Source organism: Pseudomonas sp. NS1(2017), from assembly GCF_002269425.1.
GTDB classification, from domain to species: domain Bacteria; phylum Pseudomonadota; class Gammaproteobacteria; order Pseudomonadales; family Pseudomonadaceae; genus Aquipseudomonas; species Aquipseudomonas reactans.
This window is the reverse complement of sequence record NZ_CP022960.1, coordinates 2,325,536-2,346,887: the sequence shown is the minus strand read 5'-3', so window position 1 is coordinate 2,346,887 and position 21,352 is coordinate 2,325,536. Positions and strand designations below refer to the sequence as shown.

Here is a 21,352-nt window from a genome sequence, read left to right as displayed (position 1 = left end):
CCCTGTAGGAGCGAGCTTGCTCGCGAAGAACTCAAGGGCAACGCGGGGAATCAGATTCCCTGTGTCATCGTTAACGATCTTCGCGAGCAAGCTCGCTCCTACAGTGAGGCAGTGCTTAAGGCTTGTGGCCGCGCGACAGGAATTCGTGGGACTGCATTTCCAGCAACCGGCTCAAGGTGCGCTGGAACTCGAAGTTCAGGCGCCCGCCGGTGTACAGGTCCTTCAACTCGACTTCCGCCGAGATGATCAGCTTCACGTTACGGTCGTAGAACTCGTCGACCATGTTGATGAAACGGCGCGCGATGTCGTCGGTGGTCACGCTCATCTGCTCAACGCCACTCAAGATCACGGCATGGAAGATCTTCCCCAGCTCGATGTAGTCGTTCTGGCTACGCGGGCCGTCGCACAGTTGGCGGAATTCGAACCAGGCCACATCATCGCAAGTACGCAACGCGATGATTTCGCGGTTCTCGATCATCAGCTTGTCGTTTTCCACCGCCTGGGTGCATTCCGGCGTGAGGGCGCGGAAGCTCTTTTTCAGGCTTTCGTGGGCCGCTTCGTTCAGCGGGAAGTGGAACAGCTCCGCTTGCTCCAGATGGCGCAGACGGTAGTCGACGCCGCTGTCGACGTTGACGATTTCGGTGTTCTGCTTGATCAGCGCAATGGCCGGCAGGAAGCGCGCGCGTTGCAGGCCGTCCTTGTACAAGCCGTCGGGCACGATGTTCGAGGTGGCCACCAGGGTCACGCCGTTCTTGAACAGCTCTTCCATCAAGGTGCCGAGGATCATGGCGTCGGTGATGTCGGAAACGAAGAATTCATCGAAGCAGATCACCCGCGCTTCTTCGGAGAAACGCTTGGCGATGATGGTCAGCGGGTTTTTCTCGCCCGGCAGGGTCTTCATCTCTTCGTGCACGCGCTTCATGAAGCGGTGGAAGTGCGTCCGCACCTTTTCCTTGAACGGCAGCGCTTCGAAGAAGGTGTCGACCAAATAAGTCTTGCCGCGCCCTACACCGCCCCAGAAGTACAGGCCTTTGACCGGGGTGTGGTCTTTCTTGCCAAACAGCTTGCTGAACATCCCTGGCTTGCTTTGCGAGGCCGCGACCAGGTCGTCGTACAGGCGCTGCAAATGACGCACCGCATTTTCCTGGGCCGCGTCATGGAAGAATTCAGGGCGTTTCAGATCAGCTTGATATCGTTCTAGGGGCGTCATAATTTCGTTAGCAAGGCAACAAAAACGGGCCGTCACTGTAACGACGGCCCTGGATAATGGCAATCAACCCTTGGTCGGGTTAATCCTCGAGGGGGGTCAACGCGATGCGCAGGGCTTCGATGGCCGCATCGCGGGAAGCGGCGTCGGCGAACTGCGGGCTGTCAGCGACGGCAGTGTTATCGAGCCATACGCTAAAGCTCAAGCCTTCGACGCGCACTTCCATCGGTTTACCCGACTGGAGGAGCTTGGTAAAAGTACCTGCCATTTTTCCATCAACAAAACTGCGCGACAGCAGCAGTTGCTCGCCATCGGCCGCCAGCAGGCGGAAGCGGAAGCTGCCGTCGTCCTCGCGAAAGCTCACGAAACGCGCGGCTTTTGCGGCTTTCTTCTTGGTCGCGACTGGCGCTGCGGCTTGATTGACGAACGAACGCAGGCCCACAGCCTCACGCAGCTCGGCCAGGAACGGCGCCGCCACGGCACGGGCCTTGTTGGCACCGACCAGCAGCAGGTCTTCCATGTCCGACGGACGCGACATCAGTTGATGGTAACGCTCGCGGGCCTCGCCCAATTGGCCATCCAGCAGTTGGAACAGACGGTTCTTCGCCTCGCCCCAGCCCAGCCCTTGCAGCAGTTCGGCGCGGAATTCTTCTTCCTGGGCCTTGCTGGCAAACGCCTGGTACAGGGTAAACAAGTGCGAATTGTCCGGGTCCTTGGCTTCGCCCGGCGCGCGGGAGTCGGTGACGATGCGCGAAATCGCATCCTTCATGTCCTTGGCGCTGGTGAACAACGGGATGGTGTTGTCGTAGCTTTTCGACATCTTGCGGCCATCCAGGCCCGGCAAGGTCGCGACGCTTTCTTCGATCAGCGCCTCGGGCATGGTGAAGAATTCTTTACCGTTGCCGAACAGATGGTTGAAACGCTGGCCGATATCACGGGCCATTTCCACGTGCTGGATCTGGTCACGGCCGACCGGCACCTTGTGTGCGTTGAACATCAGGATGTCCGCCGCCATCAGCACCGGGTAGCTGTACAGGCCCATGCTGATGCCCGCATCCGGGTCTTCGCCGGCCTCCACGTTCTTGTCCACCGAGGCCTTGTACGCATGGGCGCGGTTGAGCAGGCCCTTGGCAGCAACGCAGGTGAGCAGCCAGGTCAGCTCGGGGATTTCCGGGATGTCCGACTGGCGGTAGAAGGTCACCCGGTTCACATCCAGGCCACCGGCCAGCCAGGTCGCGGCGATTTCCATGCGCGAGCGCTGGATACGCTGCGGGTCATCGCACTTGATCAGGGCGTGGTAGTCAGCCAGGAAGTAGAAAGAGTCGGCGTTGGCGTCCTGGCTGGCGAGGATCGCCGGGCGGATCGCACCGGCGTAGTTGCCCAGGTGCGGCGTGCCGGTGGTGGTGATGCCGGTGAGGATACGGGTACGAGTCGTCATGGGTAATCGCTTATCAGACTGCTATCAATTCGAAAGTCGCGGCAGCACCAGATCCTTCAGATCGGTGAGCTTGCCGTGAAAAAAGTGTCCGCATTCTGCCACTTTCAGCAGCTCATGGGGGCGTTTCAGGGCGGCAGACCAGTCGTAGACGGTCTGTGGGTCGACCACTTCGTCGGTTTCCGGCTGGATCAAGGTCAATGGGCAACCCTGGGGCAGCGCATCGGTATCGCGCAGGCGCATCACCGCTGCGGCAACCATGAACAGATGTGACAGTTTTTCACCCTTGGCTTCCAGGCGCCCGCCGAGACTGGCAGCGACGTAGCCGCCGAAGGAAAAGCCGAGCAAGGTGATCGGCAGATCCGGGTGTTTTTCCCGCAGCCAGGTGGCGGCCGCTTCGGCATCGTCCACTTCACCGGTGCTCATGTCGTGGGTGCCGGCACTCGCGCCAACGCCACGGTAATTGAAACGCAAGGTAATCAATCCGGCGTCGCGGGCGGTGCGTTGCAGGGTCGATACCACTTTATTGAGCATGGTCCCACCCTGCACCGGGTTGGGGTGGCAGATCAGCGCCAGGCCACGTGGCTCGGGGTGATCCAGGTACAGGGCTTCCAATTGGCCTACCGGGCCATCGATCAAAACAGGGGTTTCACGCATGAGCAAGAGATGAACTCCGTGACCTCTCAATGGGTCGACTCGTCTAGCTAAAAGTCTGTGCATGGCATCATTGCGAGCTTAATCGCGGTATACAGCGCAGGTTTGAGCCGTTAACGTAAAGCAAAGCCGTTTATAGAGGAAGGACTCGTGGAACACTCGCTCTTAGTTTGGTTGTTGCCGACTCTTGCCCTGGTTGCCGGTGTCGCCATTGGTTTCCTGGTTGCTCGCTTGCTGCCGAATGCCGCGCCTAACCGCACGCAGCGTCAGTTGGATGACATCCAGGAACGTTTTGACAGTTATCAGAACGAGGTTGTTACCCACTTCAACAGCACCGCGACCCTGGTCAAGAAGCTCACCCAGAGCTACCAGGAAGTACAGGATCACCTCGCCGATGGCGCAAACCGCCTGGCACTCGACGACATCACCCGCCAGCGCCTGCTGGCCGCGTTGCATTCCGATGCACCGCAAACCCCACGGGAACGCCTGACCCCGCCACGGGAAAACCAGGAGCCACCACGGGACTACGCGCCAAAAACGCCGAACGCCCCAGGCATGCTGGATGAGCATTACGGTTTGAAGAAGTAACTGATCCTCAAACACTAAAAAGCCCGGCTGATCGATGATCAGCCGGGCTTTTTGTTGGCTGGCGTTTACACCGGCTGTTCTTGCAACATCCCCCCCTCAATCCGCACATGTCGCCCATGGAAACGCTTGAGGCTGCTGCGATGGCCGACGCTGACGATGCTCAGCCCCGGCAACTGATCGATCAGCGCCTGATACAGCGTCGCTTCATCCTCTTCATCCATGGCCGACGTGGCTTCGTCCATGTACAGCCATTGCGGCGCGAACAGCAACGCGCGGGCAAAGGCCAGGCGTTGCTGCTCGCCCGGCGAGAGCATGCGTTGCCAGTGATTGGCCTCCTCCAGCCGGCCCACCAGATGCGGCAGGCGGCAGGTTTCCAGGACCTGTGCATAACGTTCTGCCGGGTAGACGCTGGCGTCCTGTGGATAACTCAACACCGCCTTTAGCGTGCCAATCGGCAGGTAAGGTTTTTGCGGCAGGAACAGATAACGTTCGGCCGGCAGGCGGATATTGCCGTGGCCGTTGGGCCACAGGTTGCCCATGGCGCGTAGCAAGGTCGACTTGCCACTGCCGGAACGCCCACTGAGCATCAGGCGCTCGCCTTCCGCCACTGTCAGGTCGGCGCCTTGCAACAAATGCCGACCGTCCGCCAGGTCCAAGCTCAGGTCCTTGACCTGCAAGTCGTCGCCCTGATGCTGCAAACCAATGCCCATGGTGCGGCTTTCGTTGTCCTGCATAGCCTGGCCGAAACTCAGCAAACGATCACAGGTAGCGCGCCAACTGGCCAACAGCGTATAGGCGTCGACAAACCAGCTCAGGCTGCCCTGCACACTGCCAAACGCCTGGGCCACCTGCATGAGCACGCCCAATTCGATCTTGCCGGAAAAGTAACGTGGCGCCGCGACCACAAAGGGAAAGATGATCGCAATCTGCGAGTAACCGCTAGTAAAAAAATTCAGGCGCTTCTTGAGCTGCATGATGTTCCAGAAGTTGCTCCACACCCGTCCGAACCGTGCGCTCAATTGCTGATGTTCATTGGGCTCGCCATTGAACAGCGCGATGCTTTCCGCATTCTCCCGCACGCGCACCAGGCTGAAACGCAAGTCAGCCTCAAAGCGTTGTTGGCGATTGCTCAAGCCGATCAGTTTTCGACCGATCAAGTGGGTCAACCAACTGCCAATCACCGCGTAGATCAGCGCTGCCCAGAACATGTAGCCGGGAATGGTAATGCCCCAGATTTCGATGCTGCCAGACACGCCCCACAGGATCACCGAGAACGACACCAGGCTCACCAGGTTGGCAATAAAGCCCAAGCCCAGCGTGAGGGTGCTGCTGGTAAAGGCGTTGAGGTCTTCGGAGATACGCTGGTCGGGGTTGTCGGTGTAGCCGCCGTATTCCAGGTGGTAGTAATTCTTATGGCCCAGCCATTGGGCGAAGTAGGTTTCCGTCAGCCAGCGGCGCCAGCGGATGGTGAGCATCTGTTGCAGGTAGGAGGTGAACACACCGGTCACGATCGACACCACCGCAATCACGCTGAAGTACATCAGCAGATGGGTAAAGGCGTCGTAATCCTTGTTTTCCAGCGCGTTGTAGAAATCGCGGTTCCAGCTGTTGAACCACACCGACACGGCGACACTGAACAGCGACAACCCCAGCACTACCAACAGCAGCAGCCAGGCCTTGGCCTTTTCTTCGCTGCGCCAGTAAGGCGTGATCAACCCCCACACCCGCCGTAAAAATTGCCCACGCACCGCGTCGTTGACCGCGGAATACTCAGCGTTCTGATTCATCGTTCAGGCTCTGTAAGAAAATGTGACAGGCGTTCGAACCGATCATAGTTGATCGGTTCGAGGCTCCGTGCGGCCTGAAGGAGATTGTTCAGCTGTTGTTCAGATCAGCCTCAGCGGCGTACCGGACGCTTCTGCAGCTTGCGCTGCAAGGTACGGCGGTGCATGCCCAGGGCACGGGCAGTGGCGGAGATATTGCCTTCGTGTTCGGTCAGCACGCGCTGGATGTGCTCCCACTGCAGGCGGTCCACCGACATCGGGTTCTCCGGCACCAGGGTGTCCAGGTCGGCGTGCTCGGAGAGCAACGCGGCCAGTACGTCGTCGGCGTCTGCCGGCTTACACAGGTAGTTACAGGCGCCGCGCTTGATCGCCTCGACGGCGGTGGCAATGCTGGAGTAACCGGTGAGGATCACCACGCGCATTTCCGGGTCGAGTTCCAGCAGTTTGGGCAGCAGCACGAGGCCGGAGTCACCGTCCATTTTCAGGTCGAGCGCGGCGTAGTCCGGCAGGTCGGCCTGGGCGATGGTCAGGCCTTCTTCGGCAGAACCGGCAGTGCTCACGCGGAAACCGCGACGGCTCATGGCGCGCGCCATCACGCGGGTAAAGGTGGCGTCGTCATCTACCAGCAACAGGTGCGGCAGTTCTTCGCCTTCGACTTGGATCTCGTCACTCATCGATATCTCCTCGTGCGACACGGGGAAGGCGCAGCTCGGTGAGCGTGCCACCTTCCTCATGACTATAGAGCTTCACTGAGCCGCCCGCGCGGGTCACGCTGGCCTTGCTCAAAAACAGGCCCAGACCGAAGCCTTTGCCCTTGGTGGTAAAGAAAGGTTTGCCGATCTGCTCGGCAATGGCCAGCGGCACGCCCGCGCCGTGGTCGCGAATGCTGATGGTCACGTCTTCGGCGTCCCAGTCCAACTGTACGCCCAGGCCTTCGGGGCAGGCGTCGGCGGCGTTGTTCAGCAGATTTAGCAGGGCTTGAGTCAAGTCTGGTGGCGGTGCCATGCGCGGCACGCTGCCCTGGCCCAGCAGGTGGAAGCGGTAACTGGCTTCGGGCCGCATCAGGTGCCAGCGGTTCAGGGCCTCGTCGAGCCACTGGGTCACGTCCTGCATCTCAACCGCCAGGCGACGATTGGCTTCGGCGGCGCGCACCAGTTGCTGCAAGGTCTGCTTGCACTGCTTGACCTGTTCACGCAGCACGCCGAGGTCTTCTTGCAGCGCCGGGTCGTGGTGGTCCTGGGTCATTTCGTTGAGCAGCACGCTCATGGTGGCCAGGGGTGTGCCCAGCTCATGGGCGGCACCAGCGGCTTGGGTGGCGACGGCCAATAGTTGTTGGTCGCGCAGGCCTTCCTCACGGCGGATGGCGCGCAGCTCTTCCTGGCGGCGCAGCTCTTCAGCCATGCGCGCGGCGAAGAAGGTGATTACCGCAGCGGACAGGGCGAAACTCAGCCACATCCCGTAGATCTGCAGGTTTTCCCGGGCGATCGGGAAGGTTTGCAGCGGGTAGAACCGTGCCAGCAGCAAGGTATAGAGCGTCAAGGCGATGCCCGACAGCACCACCGAATAACGCCACGGCAAGGTCACCGCAGCGATGGTCAGAGGTACCAGATAATAAGAAACGAACGGGTTGGTGGAACCACCGGAGAAATACAGCAACACACTGTGGATAAACAGATCGCAGGCCAACTGTAGGGCGTATTCCAGCTCGGTCACCGGCCAGGTAGTGCGCAACCGGATCGCGGTGAACACACAGAGCACGGTGGAGAAACCGAGGGTCACACCCAGTTGCAGCCACGGCAGCGGCAGCAGGTCGAACCAATAGGCGAGCCCGACGGAGCCGGCCTGTGCGGCCAGGACCAGGGTACGGATGAACGTCAGGCGCCAGAGGTTCTGGCGAGTGGCGGAAGTCAGTTTTACGGCGGCGAGCATGTGCTCTCCCGGTGAGCGCTGCAGGCGGATCGGCAGGAGTATAAACGAAGCAGGCGGGCTGGCACGGCGCGTGTGGCTCTTTGCCGCAGGCCGGGCAAACGACCGTTCGTCGGCATCACCACAACTTGTAGCTAATGTGTAAACCCGAAGAACCCGATGCCACCGTCTACAGTCATACCCAACACGACTATCTCAAGGAGCTTCCATGTCTCGTTTCACTCGCAGTGCAGCCGCCCTCACCCTCAGCGTCGGCACCCTGGTCAGCCTGCCAGCACTGGCCGCCGACGCACTGAACTACAACCAGATTTCCCTGCGCGCCGAGGTCAGCCAGGAGGTGGCCCGCGACAAGATGATCGTGACCCTGTACACCGAATCCCAGAACAGCGACCCGGCCAAGCTCGCCGCTGAAATCACCACCACCATGAACAAGGCGCTGGGCCAGGCGCGAGAAGTCAAAGGCGTGACCCTGCGCCAGGGCAGCCGCAACAGCTACCCGATCTACGACAGCAAAAACCAGAAGATCACCGGCTGGCGCGAACGCGCCGAACTGCGCCTGGAAAGCGCGGACTTTCCGGCACTGTCCAAGCTTACCGGTGAACTGCTGAATACCCTGAAAATGGACAGCATGGACTTCGCTATCGCCGACACCACCCGCAAGGCCAGCGAAGATGCGCTGCTCAAGGACGCGGTCACCGCCTTCAAGGCACGTGCGCAACTAGCTACCGATGCGCTGGGTGGCAAGGGCTACAAGATCGTCAACCTGAACTTCAACACCAATGGTTATCCACAGCCCTACGCCCGTGGCGGCATGATGATGAAAGCCGCCATGGCGGATTCGGCACCGACACCTGAAGTGGAAGCCGGCACCAGCCAGGTCAATATGAGCGCCGATGGCGTGATTGAAGTGCAGATGCCGTGACCCCTACCTGATAGACCTGAACGGCGTTACCCTCGGTAGCGCCGTTTTCGTTTGGGCAGCTTATATATGCCTGCCACTTCAGGGGTCTCCATGGAAAGAATCGCCTTAAAACCGCTCCTCCTCGCTGCCGGCCTGCTGGCGTTTATGCCACTGGCCCACGCCACCAGCACCCTGGTCTACTGCTCCGAAGCCAGCCCCGCTGGTTTCGACCCCAGCCAGTACACCAGCGGCACCGATTTTGATGCGTCTGCCGAAACCGTGTTCAACCGCCTGACCCAGTTCAAACGCGGCGGCACCGAAGTCGAGCCAGGTCTGGCGACGAGTTGGGACATCTCCCAAGACGGCCTGACCTACACCTTCCACCTGCGCGATGGCGTCAAGCTCCACACCACCGACTTCTTCACCCCTACCCGCGACTTCAACGCGGACGATGTGCTGTTTACCTTCAATCGCCTGCTGGATGCGCAAAGCCCGTTTCGCCAGGCCTACCCTTCCGAGTCGCCGTACTTCACCGACATGGGCTTGAACACCACGATCAAGCGCGTCGACAAACTCGACGAACACACCGTGCGCTTCAACCTGAATAACGTCGATGCGTCGTTCGTGCAGAACCTGGCCATGAGCTTCGCCTCGGTGCAGTCCGCCGAATACGCCGCGCAACTGCTCAAGCAAGGCAAGGCCGAAGAGATCAACCAGAAACCGGTGGGCACCGGGCCATTCGTGTTCAAGCGCTACCAGAAGGATTCGCAGATCCGCTACGTAGCCAATAAACAGTATTGGAAACCCGAAGATGTGAAGCTCGACAACCTGGTGTTCGCCATCACGCCAGACGCTGCGTCGCGCCTGCAAAAGCTCAAGGCCGGCGAATGCCAGGTCAGCGGCTACCCGCGCCCTGCGGATATCGAGGTGATGAAACAGGACCCGAACCTGCGTGTCTTGCAACAAGCCGGTTTCAACCTGGGTTTCCTGGCCTACAACGTGACCCACCCGCCGCTGGACCAGCTCAAGGTGCGCCAGGCGCTGGACATGGCCATCGACAAGCCTGCGATCATCAAGGCTGTGTACCAGAGCGCCGGACAATTGGCGCAGAATGCCCTGCCGCCTGCGCAGTGGTCTTATGACCCGAGCATCAAGGACGCGCCCTACGATCCGACCAAGGCCAAAGCGCTACTAAAAGAAGCAGGGGTTGCACCCGGTACCACCCTCAACCTGTGGGCAATGACCGTACAACGCGCGTCCAACCCGAACGCGCGCATGTCGGCACAAATGATCCAGCAGGATTGGGAAAAGGTCGGCATCAAGGCCAATATCGTCAGTTATGAATGGGGCGAATACATCAAGCGCGCCAAAAACGGCGAACATGACGCCATGATTTATGGCTGGACCGGTGACAATGGTGACCCGGATAACTGGCTCGGCGTGCTCTACAGTTGTGCTGCGGTCAAGGGCAGCAACTACGCCAAATGGTGTAACCCGACCTACGACAAGCTGGTGCAGCAAGCCAAGGTCAGCAATGATCGCGAGCAACGCATCAAGTGGTATCAGCAAGCACAAAAAATCCTTAAGGAACAAGTACCTATAACACCCATTGCGAACTCGACGGTTTTCCAGCCACTGCGCAAGGAAGTCAAGGACTTCAAGATCAGCCCCTTCGGCCTGACGCCGTTCTATGGCGTGAGTCTAGATAAGTAACAGCAACGCCCCAACCGAGTGCGCTAGACGCCTCGGTTGGTCATTTTTGGTGCGCCTCCTGCACCGAAAAAACCCTCGAAATATGCGCAAATATGTACAAACTTTCATAATTGCGACATTCCTGTACGTTCGTACCACTGTTTTACCTTCGTAACGGTTCCGCATCTTGCAATGGGTATGGCGCCTGCATAAGTATCCGCAGGCCGACTCACGAGGTCGCCCTCACCACCAAAAATGACAACAAATCATGAGGCCAACATGCTTAAACACGCAGTCATTCCGTTAATTGTTAGCGCTGGCCTTATGGCCGCAGCTCCTTTCGCCCAAGCGGCGACTAACCTGGTGTTCTGCTCCGAAGGGAGCCCGGCGGGTTTTGACCCGGCCCAGTACACCACCGGAACAGACTTCGATGCCTCGGCCGAAACCATGTTCAACCGCCTGACCCAGTTCGAACGCGGCGGCACTGCTGTGGTTCCTGGGCTGGCCACCAGCTGGGACGTGTCCCCGGATGGCTTGACCTACACCTTCCACCTGCGTGATGGCGTCAAGTTCCACACCACCCCGTACTTCAAGCCGACCCGTACCTTCAATGCCGATGACGTGCTGTTCACGTTCAACCGCATGATCAACAAGGACGATCCATTCCGCAAAGCCGCCCCCACCGAGTTCCCGTATTTCACGGACATGGGGATGGACACCAACATCAAGAACATCGAAAAAGTCGATGATCACACCGTCAAGTTCACCCTTGGCACCGTGGACGCCGCTTTCATCCAGAACATGGCAATGAGCTTCGCCTCGATCCAGTCAGCGGAATACGCCGCCCAGCTGTTGAAAGCAGGCAAGGCCACGGATATCAACCAGAAGCCGATTGGCACTGGCCCGTTTGTGTTCAAGAGCTACCAGAAAGACTCGAACATCCGTTACACCGGCAACAAAGACTACTGGAAACCTGAAGACGTCAAGATCGACAACCTGATCTTCGCCATCACCACCGACCCGTCGGTACGTATCCAGAAGCTCAAGAAAAACGAATGCCAGATCACCTTGTTCCCACGTCCGGCCGACCTGAAGGCGCTGGGCGAAGACAAAGACCTGAAAATGCCGAACCAGGCCGGCTTCAACCTGGGCTACATCGCCTACAACGTCATGGACAAGGTCAAGGGCAGCGACCAGCCAAACCCGCTGGCCGACCTGCGCGTACGCCAGGCGCTGGACATGTCGGTGAACAAGCAGCAGATCATCGACTCCGTGTACCAGGGCGCCGGCCAACTGGCCGTCAACGCCATGCCTCCGACCCAGTGGTCCTATGACACCACCATCAAGGACACCAAGTACGACCCTGAGAAAGCCAAGTCGCTGCTCAAGGAAGCGGGCGTCAAGGAAGGGACTGAAATCGTCCTGTGGGCCATGCCGGTTCAGCGTCCGTACAACCCGAACGCCAAGCTGATGGCTGAAATGCTGCAGAACGACTGGAAGAAGATCGGTCTGAACGTGAAGATCACCAGCTACGAGTGGGGCGAGTACATCAAACGCTCCAAAGGTGGCGAGAACCAGGCCATGATCATTGGCTGGAGCGGTGACAATGGTGACCCGGACAACTGGCTGAACGTGCTGTTCGGCTGTGATTCGCTGTCCGGTAACAACTTCTCCAAATGGTGCGACAAGAAATTCGACGGCATCGTGAAAGAAGCCAAGGCTACGTCGGACGTCGCCAAACGCACCGAGCTGTATAAGCAGGCGCAACATATCCTCAAAGATGCTGTCCCGATGACACCTATCGCGCACTCGACGGTGTATCAACCCATGCGTTCTACCGTGCAGGACTTCAAGATCAGCCCGTTTGGCTTGAACTCCTTCTACGGCGTGAGCGTCAGCGGCAAGTAAGGATCATTGACGGCGACGTTTCCTAACGTCGCCGTTATTGCATCCGCCTGGACCGTAGGAAACAGACCACACTCGCAATCGTTGCTTCCTACAGCAGCGAACTGCGATGCGTGACGCCGTTGCCTACAAGGTCAATCCGATTTGGCGCATTTACTGCCAGGACCGCGACCCATAACGTCGTAGGACAGCAGAGGCTCCTGATGCGGAAAGGCACTTGCTGCGCGTGGGATCAGCGATGTCGCCCTGGCAGAACGCCCGGGTGGTTGCTCGCTGATGACAACTACAAACAAGGATCGGGATCGTCATGCGCCATACCACCGTACTATCCGCAATGTTTGCCACAAGCCTGCTGGCTGTGGCCACCATGGGCCACGCCGCCGACAAGCAGAGCCTGGTGTTCTGCTCGGAAGGCAGCCCGGCCGGTTTTGATACCGCGCAATACACCACCGCCACCGACAACGACGCGGCCGAGCCGCTGTATAACCGCCTGGTTGAGTTTGAAAAGGGCGAGACCGGCGTCGTCCCTGCTTTGGCAACCAAGTGGGATATTTCGCCAGACGGCCTGACTTACACCTTTCACCTGCGTGAAGGGGTGAAGTTCCACAGCAACAAGGAATTCAAGCCGACACGGGAGTTCAACGCCGACGACGTGCTGTTCACCTTCAACCGCATGCTTGACCCCGATCACCCGTTTCGCAAGGCCTACCCCACCGAGTTTCCGTACTTCAACGGGATGAGCCTGAACAAGAACATCGCCAAGGTCGAAAAAACCGACCCGCACACCGTGGTGATGACCCTGAACACGGTTGACGCCGCGTTTATCCAGAACATCGCCATGAGCTTCGCTGCAATCCTGTCGGCCGAATACGCCGAGCAGTTGCTCAAGGATGGCAAGCCCAGCGATATCAACCAGAAGCCGATCGGCACCGGTCCTTTCGTATTCCAGCGGTATCAGAAAGATTCGCAGATCCGCTATGTGGCCAACAAACAGTACTGGGACCCGAGCAAGGTCAAGCTGGACCAGCTGATTTTCGCCATCAACACCGACGCCTCGGTACGGGTCCAAAAACTCAAGGCCGGTGAATGCCAGGTAACCCTGCATCCGCGCCCGGCTGACGTCGATGCCCTCAAGGCCGATCCGAACCTGCAACTGCTGACCAAACCTGGTTTCAACCTCGGCTACATCGCCTACAACGTGCGCCACAAACCGTTCGACCAGCTCGAAGTACGCCAGGCGCTGGACATGGCGGTGAACAAGCAGAGCATTCTGAACGCCGTGTACCAGGGCGCGGGACAATTGGCGGTCAACGCCATGCCACCGACGCAGTGGTCCTACGACGACAGCATCAAGGACGCCGCCTACAACCCGGAAAAAGCCAAGGAACTGCTCAAGGCCGCCGGCGTGAAAGAAGGCACCGAGATCACCCTGTGGGCGATGCCGGTACAACGTCCGTACAACCCCAACGCCAAGCTGATGGCCGAGATGCTGCAAAGCGACTGGGCCAAGATCGGCCTCAAGGTCAAGATCGTCAGCTACGAGTGGGGCGAGTACATCAAGCGCACCAAGAACGGTGAGCACGATGTAAGCCTGATCGGCTGGACCGGCGACAACGGTGACCCGGACAACTGGCTGGGCACCCTCTACAGCTGCGATGCCATCGGCGGGAACAACTACTCCATGTGGTGTGACCCGGCGTACGACAAGCTGATCAAGCAAGCCAAGGTCGTGACCGACCGCGAACAAAGGACTGTTCTGTACAAACAGGCGCAGCAACTGCTCAAGCAGCAGGTGCCGATCACGCCAGTCGCCCACTCGACGGTCAACCAGCCGTTAAGCGCCAAAGTCGAAGGTTTCAAAGTGAGCCCCTTCGGCCGCAACGTGTTCTCGGGCGTCAGTATCACCCCATAAGAAAATAACCGGATTGCGCAGGGCGGACGCTGCCCTGCTGCAAACGTGCGGCCTTTTGTTGGGAAATTTCCTACGCCAAACGTTTGCAATGGCTTGAACGAGTTACACACCCAATAGCCGGATCACCAAAAAAGACCGGCATTAAAAAGAGAACCAAAGGAGCTTCATCCATGAAACTGAGCAGCAAAGCGCTTCTGGCCCTGGCCATCAGCACCATCACGGCAACCGCCTATGCTGAATCCGCCAGCCAGGACTTCGTTCCTACCACACTGGCCGGCACCAGCGCCCAAAGCGAGGCCAAGGGCTTTATCGACGGTCAGAGCCTGGGCGGTACCACGCGTAACTGGTATGCGAACGAAATGAAGTTTCGCAACGACCGCTTCAGCTACCGCAAAGACGGCGTGAAAACACCGATCTCCCGCCGTATCAACTGGGCCCAGGGCACCATCCTCAACTACACCTCGGGCTTCACCCAGGGCACTGTAGGGGTCAGCACTGAAGTCGCTGCTTACAACTTCATCGCCCTTGATCGCGACCGTAAAGACATCGCTGGCGGCTCCAACCGTACCCTGGCCGATTCCGGCGGCGACGCAGTAGGCCAGTGGAGCAAACTGGGTCTGGCCAACGTCAAGTTCCGTGTGTCGAACACGACCTTGACCGCCGGTCGCCAGAACTTCAGCACCGGTATCGTCGACACCATCGGCAACCGCGCCCTGCCTTCGAGCTTCGAAGGTGTGAGCTTCAACAGCGAAGAGTTCAGCAACCTGTCGTTCCAGGGCGGCATCTTCGACCGCGTTTCGCCGCGTACCGAGCAGAGCCTGTCGAAATTCCGTTCCGAATACGGTAACGGCCAGGAAACCGACAAGGTCAAGACCCTGGGCTTCAACTACCAGCCGTTCAAGAGCCTGAAAACCAGCGTTTTCGCGGCTAACGTCGAAGACTTCTGGAACCAGTACTACTTCGGCGCGACCCACGAACTGGGTGATGCACAGACCCTGGCACTGACCACCGGCCTGAACTACTACAAGACCACCGATACCGGCAGCAAGAAGATGGGCAACATCGACAACGATACTTACTCGTTGTCCTTGGGTCTGACCCACCAGGCGCATACCCTGACCTTCTCGTACCAGGAAGTGAACGGTGACGAATACTTCGACTACCTGCACGAAACCAACGGCATCTACCTGGCCAACTCCCTGACCTCTGACTTCAACAGCCCGAACGAGAAGTCGTTCCAGGTCGCCTACGCCATCAACATGGCCGAATACGGCGTGCCAGGCCTGAAGTTCAACATCTACTCGGCTCGCGGCTGGGGCATCGACGGTACTCACTACAACGGTACCGCCTACGGCGAAGCCGGCGCATCGCGCAGCGATCTGCGCCTGATGGATGGCGAGAAGCATCAGGAATACGGTATCGGTTCGTCCTACGCGATCCAGAGCGGTCCGCTCAAGGCCACCACCATCCGTGGCACCTACGTGACTCACCGCGCCAGCGCCCAACAGGCTGACGGCAACATCAAAGAGTTCCGCCTGGTCACCACCATCCCGTTCAACATTCTTTAATCAGCGCCAGGTAGACGGCGGGCTCAGGACGAGCCCGCCGTCTACGCTTGTCTGGTCCCATCGATTGCAGAGGGCTCCGAATGAAATTGCTCCCACTACAAGCCGCCATGGCTGCCGCGCTGTTGAGCGTGGCGATCGGCGTTTCGGCCAAACCACTGGTGGTCTGCACCGAAGCCAGTCCGGAAGGTTTCGACCCGGTCCTGTACACCACGGCCGTGACCGCTGACGCCGCCGCCGAGACCATGTTCAACCGCCTGGTGGACTTCAAGCCCGGCACCACCGAAGTGATCCCCGCGCTGGCCAAAGACCTGCCCGAGATCAGCGCCGATGGCCTGACCTACACCTTTCACCTGCGTGACGACATCAAGTTCCACACCACCGACTATTTCAAACCCACGCGCAACCTGAATGCCGACGACGTGCTTTGGAGCTTCCAGCGCCAGCTGGACCCGAATCACCCGTGGCATAAAAAGTCCCTCGTGGGCTACCCGTACTTCGAAAGCATGGGCTTCAAGGAACTGCTCAAGAGCGTAGAAAAGACCGACGATCACACCGTCGTCTTTACCCTGACCCGTCCTGAAGCACCGTTTTTGGCCGACCTGGGCATGGCGTTCTCCTCCATCCATTCGAAGGAATACGCCGACCAGTTGCTCAAGTCCGGCAAGACCGAAGACCTCAACGCCAAGCCCATCGGCACGGGCCCATTCGTCTTCACCCGTTATCAGAAAGACGCCCAGGCGCGGTTCAAGGCCAACCCTGATTACTTCCGTGGCAAACCACAGGTAGACCCGCTGATTCTGGCGATCTCAACCGATAACAACGTGCGCCTGCAAAAGCTCAAGGCCAACGAATGCCAGATCGCGTTGTTCCCCAAGCCGGATGACATCCCAAGCATCAAGAAAGACCCGAACCTGAAAGTTGATGAACTGGCGGCGATGACAACCAGTTACACCGCGTTGAACACCACTCACAAATACATGAGCGATGCGCGGGTACGTCATGCGATCAACATCGCGTTCGACAAGGCCGGCTATACCGAAGCCCTGTTCGGCAAAGGCAATGCAGTGGTGGGCACCGGCCCTTATCCGCCGACCTTGCTGGGTTTCAGCGACAAGCTGAAGAACCCGCCCCGCGATCTGGACAAGGCCCGTGCCCTGCTCAAGGAAGCCGGCGTACCGGAAGGCACTGAGTTCACCCTGTTCACCCGTAACGGTGGTGGCCCGACCAACCCTAACCCGATGCTCGGCGCGCAGCGCATGCAGGCGGACCTGGCGCAGATCGGCCTGAAAGTGAACATCAAAGTTATGGAATGGGGCGAAATGCTCAAGCGTGCTAAAAACGGTGAGCACGACATGGTTTCGGCGGGTTGGGTCGGTGATAACGGCGACCCGGATAATTTCCTTACGCCAAACCTGAGTTGCGATGCAGCGAAAAACGGCGAAAACTACGCCCGCTGGTGTAACAAGGAGTTTCAAGACTTGATCGACAAGGCGCGCGCCATCGCTGAACCCGCCCAGCGCGCTGCACTCTATGAACAAGCACAGGACGTTTTCGACAAGGACCAACCATGGCTTCCCATGGCTTATCCGAAACTGTTCACCGCCATGCGCAAGAACGTAGAAGGCTTCACCCAAAGCCCTCTGGGTACAAATAACTTCGCCACTACCCAGGTGAAGTAAATAAGAAAAACACTCGGCACCGTCGACACTGACGGTGCCGAACCTGCCTAACCGGCTGATTGAGGTACACGACAAGATGTTTAGTTTTATTGCCCGCCGACTGGGGTTACTGATCCCCACGTTCTTCGGCATCACGTTGCTCACGTTTGCGTTGATTCGCATGATCCCTGGCGACCCCGTTGAAGTCATGATGGGCGAGCGGCGCGTCGACCCCGAGATGCACGCACAGGCAATGGAACGCCTTGGCCTTAACAAGCCGCTGTATGCGCAATACCTGGATTACGTCGGCAAACTGGCCCAGGGTGACCTTGGCGAATCGCTGCGTACCCGCACCAGCGTGTGGACCGAATTCACCGCCCTCTTCCCGGCGACCCTGGAACTGTCCATGGCCGCCCTGTTGTTCGCCGGCATCCTGGGCCTGTTGGCCGGGGTTATCGCGGCCTTGAAGCGAGGATCCCTGTTCGACCATGGGGTGATGGGCATCTCCCTGGCGGGATATTCGATGCCGATCTTCTGGTGGGGCCTGATCCTGATCATGTTCTTCTCCGTAAGCCTGGGCTGGACCCCGGTGTCCGGGCGGATCGACCTGCTCTACGACATCGAGCCGCGCACCGGTTTCATGCTGATCGACACCCTGCTGGCTGACGAGCCGGAGGCTTTCTTCGACGCCCTGCACCACCTGATCCTGCCAGCCATCGTGCTCGGCACCATCCCACTGGCCGTGATCGCGCGGATGACCCGTTCGTCGATGCTCGAAGTCTTGCGTGAAGACTACATCCGCACCGCCAAGGCCAAAGGCCTGTCGCCGGCGCGCGTGGTGTTCGTGCACGGCCTGCGTAACGCGCTGATCCCGGTACTGACCGTGGTCGGCCTGCAAGTCGGCACCCTGCTGGCCGGTGCGGTTTTGACCGAAACCATCTTCTCGTGGCCCGGTATCGGCAAATGGCTGATCGAAGCCATTGGCGCGCGGGACTACCCGGTGGTGCAGAACGGCATCCTGCTGATCGCCTGCCTGGTGATCCTGGTGAACTTCGTGGTGGATATCCTCTACGGCTTCGCCAACCCACGCATCCGTCACCAGCGCTGAGATCATGACCATGACCACACCTACTCCAGTGTCAGCAGTCGATCAAAGCCTGCTGTACCCGTCCCCGTACAAAGAATTCTGGCAAGCCTTCTCCAAGAACAAAGGCGCGGTTGCCGGCCTGCTGTTCATGTTGCTGATCGTGTTCTGCGCGATCTTCGCGCCGTGGGTTGCACCGCATAACCCGAGCGAGCAATACCGCGACTTCCTGCTGACCCCGCCGGCCTGGCTTGAAGGTGGGCAGATGCAATTCCTGCTGGGCACCGACGAACTGGGCCGTGACTTGCTGTCGCGCCTGATCCAGGGCTCGCGCCTGTCGTTGCTGATCGGTTTGTCGTCGGTGGTGATGTCGCTGATTCCGGGCATCCTGCTGGGCCTGTTCGCCGGGTTCTTCCCGCGCTTGCTCGGCCCAACCATCATGCGTCTGATGGACATCATGCTGGCCCTGCCCTCGCTGCTGCTGGCCGTTGCCATCGTCGCGATCCTCGGCCCTGGCCTGATCAACACCGTGATCGCCATCGCGATCGTGTCGTTGCCGTCCTACGTCCGTCTGACCCGCGCTGCGGTGATGGGCGAGCTGAACCGTGACTACGTGACCGCCGCCCGCCTCGCCGGCGCTGGCCTGCCACGCCTGATGTTCATCACCGTGCTGCCCAACTGCATGGCGCCGCTGATCGTTCAGGCCACCTTGAGCTTCTCTTCGGCGATCCTCGATGCCGCAGCCCTGGGCTTCCTCGGCCTTGGCGTACAGCCGCCCACCCCGGAGTGGGGCACCATGCTGGCTTCGGCCCGTGACTACATCGAACGCGCCTGGTGGGTAGTGAGCTTGCCTGGTTTGACCATTTTGCTCAGCGTGCTGGCAATCAACTTGATGGGCGACGGCCTGCGCGATGCGCTGGACCCGAAACTCAAGAACGCCGCCTGAGGAGATTCCCATGTCACTGTTAGAAATCAAGAATCTCAACGTGCGCTTCGGCGACAAGACCGCCGTCCCGGTGGTCGATGGCCTCGACCTCAAGGTCGACAAAGGCGAAGTCCTGGCGATCGTTGGCGAGTCGGGCTCGGGTAAATCCGTGACCATGATGGCGCTGATGGGCCTGATCGAGCACCCCGGCATCGTCACCGCCGACGCGCTGAACTTCGACGGCAAGGACATGCTCAAGCTGAGCAACCGCCAGCGCCGCCAGATCGTCGGCAAAGACCTGGCGATGGTGTTCCAAGACCCGATGACCGCGCTGAACCCCAGCTACACCGTGGGTTTCCAGATTGAAGAAGTGCTGCGCCTGCACCTGAAAATGTCCGGCAAACAAGCGCGCAAGCGTGCCATCGAGTTGTTGGAAAAAGTAGAAATCCCGGGCGCTGCCAGCCGTATGGATGCCTACCCGCACCAACTGTCCGGCGGCATGAGCCAGCGTGTGGCAATCGCCATGGCGATTGCCGGCGAGCCGAAACTGCTGATCGCGGACGAACCGACCACGGCGTTGGACGTGACCATCCAGGCGCAGATCATGGAGCTGCTGCTGGCCCTGCAGAAAGAGCAGAACATGGGCCTGGTGCTGATCACTCACGACCTTGCAGTCGTGGCGGAAACCGCCCAGCGCGTGTGTGTGATGTATGCGGGCCAGGCGGTTGAAGTCGGCCAGGTGCCGCAACTGTTCGACATTCCGGCGCACCCGTACAGCGAAGCGCTGCTCAAGGCGATCCCCGAGCACAGTCTCGGTGCCACCCGCCTGGCCACGCTGCCAGGTATCGTTCCAGGTCGTTATGACCGTCCGCAGGGTTGCCTGCTGTCACCGCGCTGCCCGTATGTGCAGGACTCCTGCCGTGCCCAGCGTCCGGGGCTTGATCCGAAAACCAACAGCCTTGCGCGCTGCTTCTACCCCTTGAACCAGGAGGTGGCGTAATGGCCGTCGTTCTTACCGCCCGCGACCTGACCCGTCACTACGAAGTGTCCCGTGGCCTGTTCAAGGGCCACGCGTTGGTGCGTGCCCTCAATGGTGTGTCCTTCGAGCTCGAAGCCGGCAAGACCCTCGCAGTGGTAGGCGAGTCGGGTTGCGGCAAATCCACCCTGGCCCGAGCGCTCACGCTGATTGAAGAGCCGTCTTCGGGCTCCTTGAAAATCGCCGGCCAGGAAGTCGCCGGCGCCGACAAGGCCCAGCGCAAGCAACTGCGCAAAGACGTGCAGATGGTGTTCCAGAGCCCGTACGCCTCGCTGAACCCACGCCAGAAAGTCGGTGATCAACTCGGCGAGCCGCTGCTGATCAACACCAACCTGTCCGCCGCCGAACGCCGCGAGAAAGTGCAGGCGATGATGAAGCAAGTGGGCCTGCGCCCCGAGCACTATCAGCGCTACCCGCACATGTTCTCCGGTGGCCAGCGCCAGCGCATCGCCCTGGCCCGCGCCATGATGCTGCAACCCAAAGTGCTGGTGGCGGATGAACCTACCTCGGCGCTGGACGTGTCGATCCAGGCCCAGGTGCTCAACCTGTTCATGGACCTGCAGCAGGAGTTCAACACCGCCTACGTGTTCATCTCCCACAACCTGGCGGTGGTGCAGCACGTCGCCGATGACGTGATGGTGATGTACCTCGGTCGCCCGGTGGAAGTCGGTCCCAAGGAAGACATCTACGCACGCCCGCTGCACCCGTACACCCAGGCGTTGCTGTCGGCCACCCCGACCATCCACCCGGACCCGAACAAGCCGAAGATCAAGATCGTCGGCGAACTGCCCAACCCGCTGAACCCGCCGCCTGGCTGCGCCTTCCATAAGCGCTGCCCGTATGCGACCGCACGGTGCAGCACCGAGGAGCCGCAACTGCGCGCCTTGGATAACCGCCAGGTGGCTTGCCACTATGCGGAGCAGTTCGTGGCTTAAGCTCAGTTTCACAGCGTTCCACAGCCCTTCCCGCCAGATTGCGCATCAGTCTGGCCGGAGGGGCTTTTTTGTTTTTGTGGGGAGCAAACAGAGCGTCAGGCAGTGCTCGTCGCAAAGGCCAGCCGATCAATTTGTAACAAAA

Annotated in this window: 17 protein-coding genes; 11 read left to right on the top strand and 6 right to left on the bottom strand. The window is 59.6% G+C overall.

What is annotated here, in order from left to right; all coding sequences use genetic code 11:
• Window positions 1-115 precede the first annotated feature (115 nt).
• The 3 genes from zapE to CI807_RS11085 all read right to left on the bottom strand — a co-directional run bounded on the left by zapE (window position 116) and on the right by CI807_RS11085 (window position 3,299).
• Entirely contained in the window at window positions 116-1,210 is a 1,095-nt protein-coding gene (zapE, locus tag CI807_RS11095; RefSeq protein WP_095014702.1) for a cell division protein ZapE, read from the bottom strand.
• Between the two features lie 79 nt (window positions 1,211-1,289).
• Window positions 1,290-2,645: a tryptophan--tRNA ligase gene (locus tag CI807_RS11090; protein WP_095014701.1), complete on the bottom strand. Its 1,356-nt coding sequence runs from the start codon at window positions 2,643-2,645 to the stop codon at window positions 1,290-1,292.
• Window positions 2,646-2,669: 24 nt separating this feature from the next.
• Window positions 2,670-3,299: an alpha/beta hydrolase gene (locus tag CI807_RS11085; RefSeq protein WP_016976238.1), complete on the bottom strand. Its 630-nt coding sequence runs from the start codon at window positions 3,297-3,299 to the stop codon at window positions 2,670-2,672.
• A gap of 147 nt (window positions 3,300-3,446) precedes the next feature.
• On the opposite strand from CI807_RS11085, the gene CI807_RS11080 reads away from it, so the two are divergent.
• Window positions 3,447-3,884: a YhcB family protein gene (locus CI807_RS11080; RefSeq protein WP_003171734.1), complete on the top strand. Its 438-nt coding sequence runs from the start codon at window positions 3,447-3,449 to the stop codon at window positions 3,882-3,884.
• A 65-nt stretch (window positions 3,885-3,949) separates the two neighbouring features.
• Here the strand turns inward: CI807_RS11080 and CI807_RS11075 are convergent, their stop codons facing one another.
• The 3 genes from CI807_RS11075 to CI807_RS11065 form a co-directional block, all read right to left on the bottom strand.
• Window positions 3,950-5,671 carry an ABC transporter ATP-binding protein/permease gene (locus tag CI807_RS11075; protein ID WP_095014700.1) on the bottom strand — a complete coding sequence of 574 codons (1,722 nt, stop codon included), beginning with the start codon at window positions 5,669-5,671 and terminating at the stop codon, window positions 3,950-3,952.
• A 110-nt stretch (window positions 5,672-5,781) separates the two neighbouring features.
• Window positions 5,782-6,342: a response regulator transcription factor gene (locus CI807_RS11070; protein WP_003171731.1), complete on the bottom strand. Its 561-nt coding sequence runs from the start codon at window positions 6,340-6,342 to the stop codon at window positions 5,782-5,784.
• Window positions 6,335-7,597, bottom strand: coding sequence for an ATP-binding protein (locus CI807_RS11065; RefSeq protein WP_016976240.1), 1,263 nt, complete (start codon window positions 7,595-7,597; stop codon window positions 6,335-6,337). The genes CI807_RS11070 and CI807_RS11065 overlap by 8 nt, the downstream gene beginning before the upstream one ends.
• Window positions 7,598-7,802: 205 nt before the next feature.
• On the opposite strand from CI807_RS11065, the gene CI807_RS11060 reads away from it, so the two are divergent.
• The 10 genes from CI807_RS11060 to CI807_RS11015 all read left to right on the top strand — a co-directional run bounded on the left by CI807_RS11060 (window position 7,803) and on the right by CI807_RS11015 (window position 21,210).
• Complete coding sequence (locus CI807_RS11060; RefSeq protein WP_095014699.1) at window positions 7,803-8,516, top strand: SIMPL domain-containing protein; 714 nt, start codon at window positions 7,803-7,805, stop codon at window positions 8,514-8,516.
• A gap of 90 nt (window positions 8,517-8,606) precedes the next feature.
• Window positions 8,607-10,208 carry an ABC transporter substrate-binding protein gene (locus CI807_RS11055; RefSeq protein ID WP_095014698.1) on the top strand — a complete coding sequence of 534 codons (1,602 nt, stop codon included), beginning with the start codon at window positions 8,607-8,609 and terminating at the stop codon, window positions 10,206-10,208.
• Between the two features lie 258 nt (window positions 10,209-10,466).
• Window positions 10,467-12,095, top strand: coding sequence for an ABC transporter substrate-binding protein (locus CI807_RS11050; RefSeq protein ID WP_016976243.1), 1,629 nt, complete (start codon window positions 10,467-10,469; stop codon window positions 12,093-12,095).
• Window positions 12,096-12,426: 331 nt separating this feature from the next.
• A complete protein-coding gene (locus tag CI807_RS11045; RefSeq protein ID WP_371858003.1) occupies window positions 12,427-14,004 on the top strand; it encodes an ABC transporter substrate-binding protein in 1,578 nt (525 codons plus the stop codon).
• A 170-nt stretch (window positions 14,005-14,174) separates the two neighbouring features.
• A complete protein-coding gene (locus CI807_RS11040; RefSeq protein WP_095014697.1) occupies window positions 14,175-15,572 on the top strand; it encodes an OprD family outer membrane porin in 1,398 nt (465 codons plus the stop codon).
• 80 nt (window positions 15,573-15,652) lie between these two features.
• Complete coding sequence (locus tag CI807_RS11035; protein WP_095014696.1) at window positions 15,653-17,251, top strand: ABC transporter substrate-binding protein; 1,599 nt, start codon at window positions 15,653-15,655, stop codon at window positions 17,249-17,251.
• Window positions 17,252-17,327: 76 nt separating this feature from the next.
• A complete protein-coding gene (locus tag CI807_RS11030; RefSeq protein ID WP_016976247.1) occupies window positions 17,328-18,338 on the top strand; it encodes an ABC transporter permease subunit in 1,011 nt (336 codons plus the stop codon).
• Between the two features lie 10 nt (window positions 18,339-18,348).
• Window positions 18,349-19,260 (top strand): ABC transporter permease subunit, encoded by a 912-nt coding sequence (locus CI807_RS11025; protein WP_010213191.1) that lies wholly within the window; start codon window positions 18,349-18,351, stop codon window positions 19,258-19,260.
• A 10-nt stretch (window positions 19,261-19,270) separates the two neighbouring features.
• The gene (locus tag CI807_RS11020) at window positions 19,271-20,239 is read left to right on the top strand and encodes an ABC transporter ATP-binding protein (RefSeq protein ID WP_095014695.1); all 969 of its coding nucleotides are present in this window, start codon (window positions 19,271-19,273) and stop codon (window positions 20,237-20,239) included.
• Window positions 20,239-21,210 (top strand): peptide ABC transporter ATP-binding protein, encoded by a 972-nt coding sequence (locus tag CI807_RS11015; RefSeq protein WP_016976250.1) that lies wholly within the window; start codon window positions 20,239-20,241, stop codon window positions 21,208-21,210. Before CI807_RS11020 ends, CI807_RS11015 begins: the two co-directional genes overlap by 1 nt.
• Window positions 21,211-21,352: the final 142 nt, after the last annotated feature.

Bases quoted from the DNA above. Each gene is read 5' to 3' on its own strand.
- CI807_RS11035 (WP_095014696.1), top strand. From the start codon at position 15,653: ATGAAATTGCTCCCACTACAAGCCGCCATGGCTGCCGCGCTGTTGAGC.
- CI807_RS11050 (WP_016976243.1), top strand. From the start codon at position 10,467: ATGCTTAAACACGCAGTCATTCCGTTAATTGTTAGCGCTGGCCTTATG.
- CI807_RS11060 (WP_095014699.1), top strand. From the start codon at position 7,803: ATGTCTCGTTTCACTCGCAGTGCAGCCGCCCTCACCCTCAGCGTCGGC.
- CI807_RS11030 (WP_016976247.1), top strand. From the start codon at position 17,328: ATGTTTAGTTTTATTGCCCGCCGACTGGGGTTACTGATCCCCACGTTC.
- CI807_RS11065 (WP_016976240.1), bottom strand. From the start codon at position 7,597: ATGCTCGCCGCCGTAAAACTGACTTCCGCCACTCGCCAGAACCTCTGG.
- zapE (WP_095014702.1), bottom strand. From the start codon at position 1,210: ATGACGCCCCTAGAACGATATCAAGCTGATCTGAAACGCCCTGAATTC.
- CI807_RS11085 (WP_016976238.1), bottom strand. From the start codon at position 3,299: ATGCGTGAAACCCCTGTTTTGATCGATGGCCCGGTAGGCCAATTGGAA.
- CI807_RS11045 (WP_371858003.1), top strand. From the start codon at position 12,427: ATGTTTGCCACAAGCCTGCTGGCTGTGGCCACCATGGGCCACGCCGCC.
- CI807_RS11090 (WP_095014701.1), bottom strand. From the start codon at position 2,645: ATGACGACTCGTACCCGTATCCTCACCGGCATCACCACCACCGGCACG.
- CI807_RS11075 (WP_095014700.1), bottom strand. From the start codon at position 5,671: ATGAATCAGAACGCTGAGTATTCCGCGGTCAACGACGCGGTGCGTGGG.
- CI807_RS11025 (WP_010213191.1), top strand. From the start codon at position 18,349: ATGACCACACCTACTCCAGTGTCAGCAGTCGATCAAAGCCTGCTGTAC.
- CI807_RS11055 (WP_095014698.1), top strand. From the start codon at position 8,607: ATGGAAAGAATCGCCTTAAAACCGCTCCTCCTCGCTGCCGGCCTGCTG.
- CI807_RS11070 (WP_003171731.1), bottom strand. From the start codon at position 6,342: ATGAGTGACGAGATCCAAGTCGAAGGCGAAGAACTGCCGCACCTGTTG.
- CI807_RS11020 (WP_095014695.1), top strand. From the start codon at position 19,271: ATGTCACTGTTAGAAATCAAGAATCTCAACGTGCGCTTCGGCGACAAG.
- CI807_RS11040 (WP_095014697.1), top strand. From the start codon at position 14,175: ATGAAACTGAGCAGCAAAGCGCTTCTGGCCCTGGCCATCAGCACCATC.
- CI807_RS11015 (WP_016976250.1), top strand. From the start codon at position 20,239: ATGGCCGTCGTTCTTACCGCCCGCGACCTGACCCGTCACTACGAAGTG.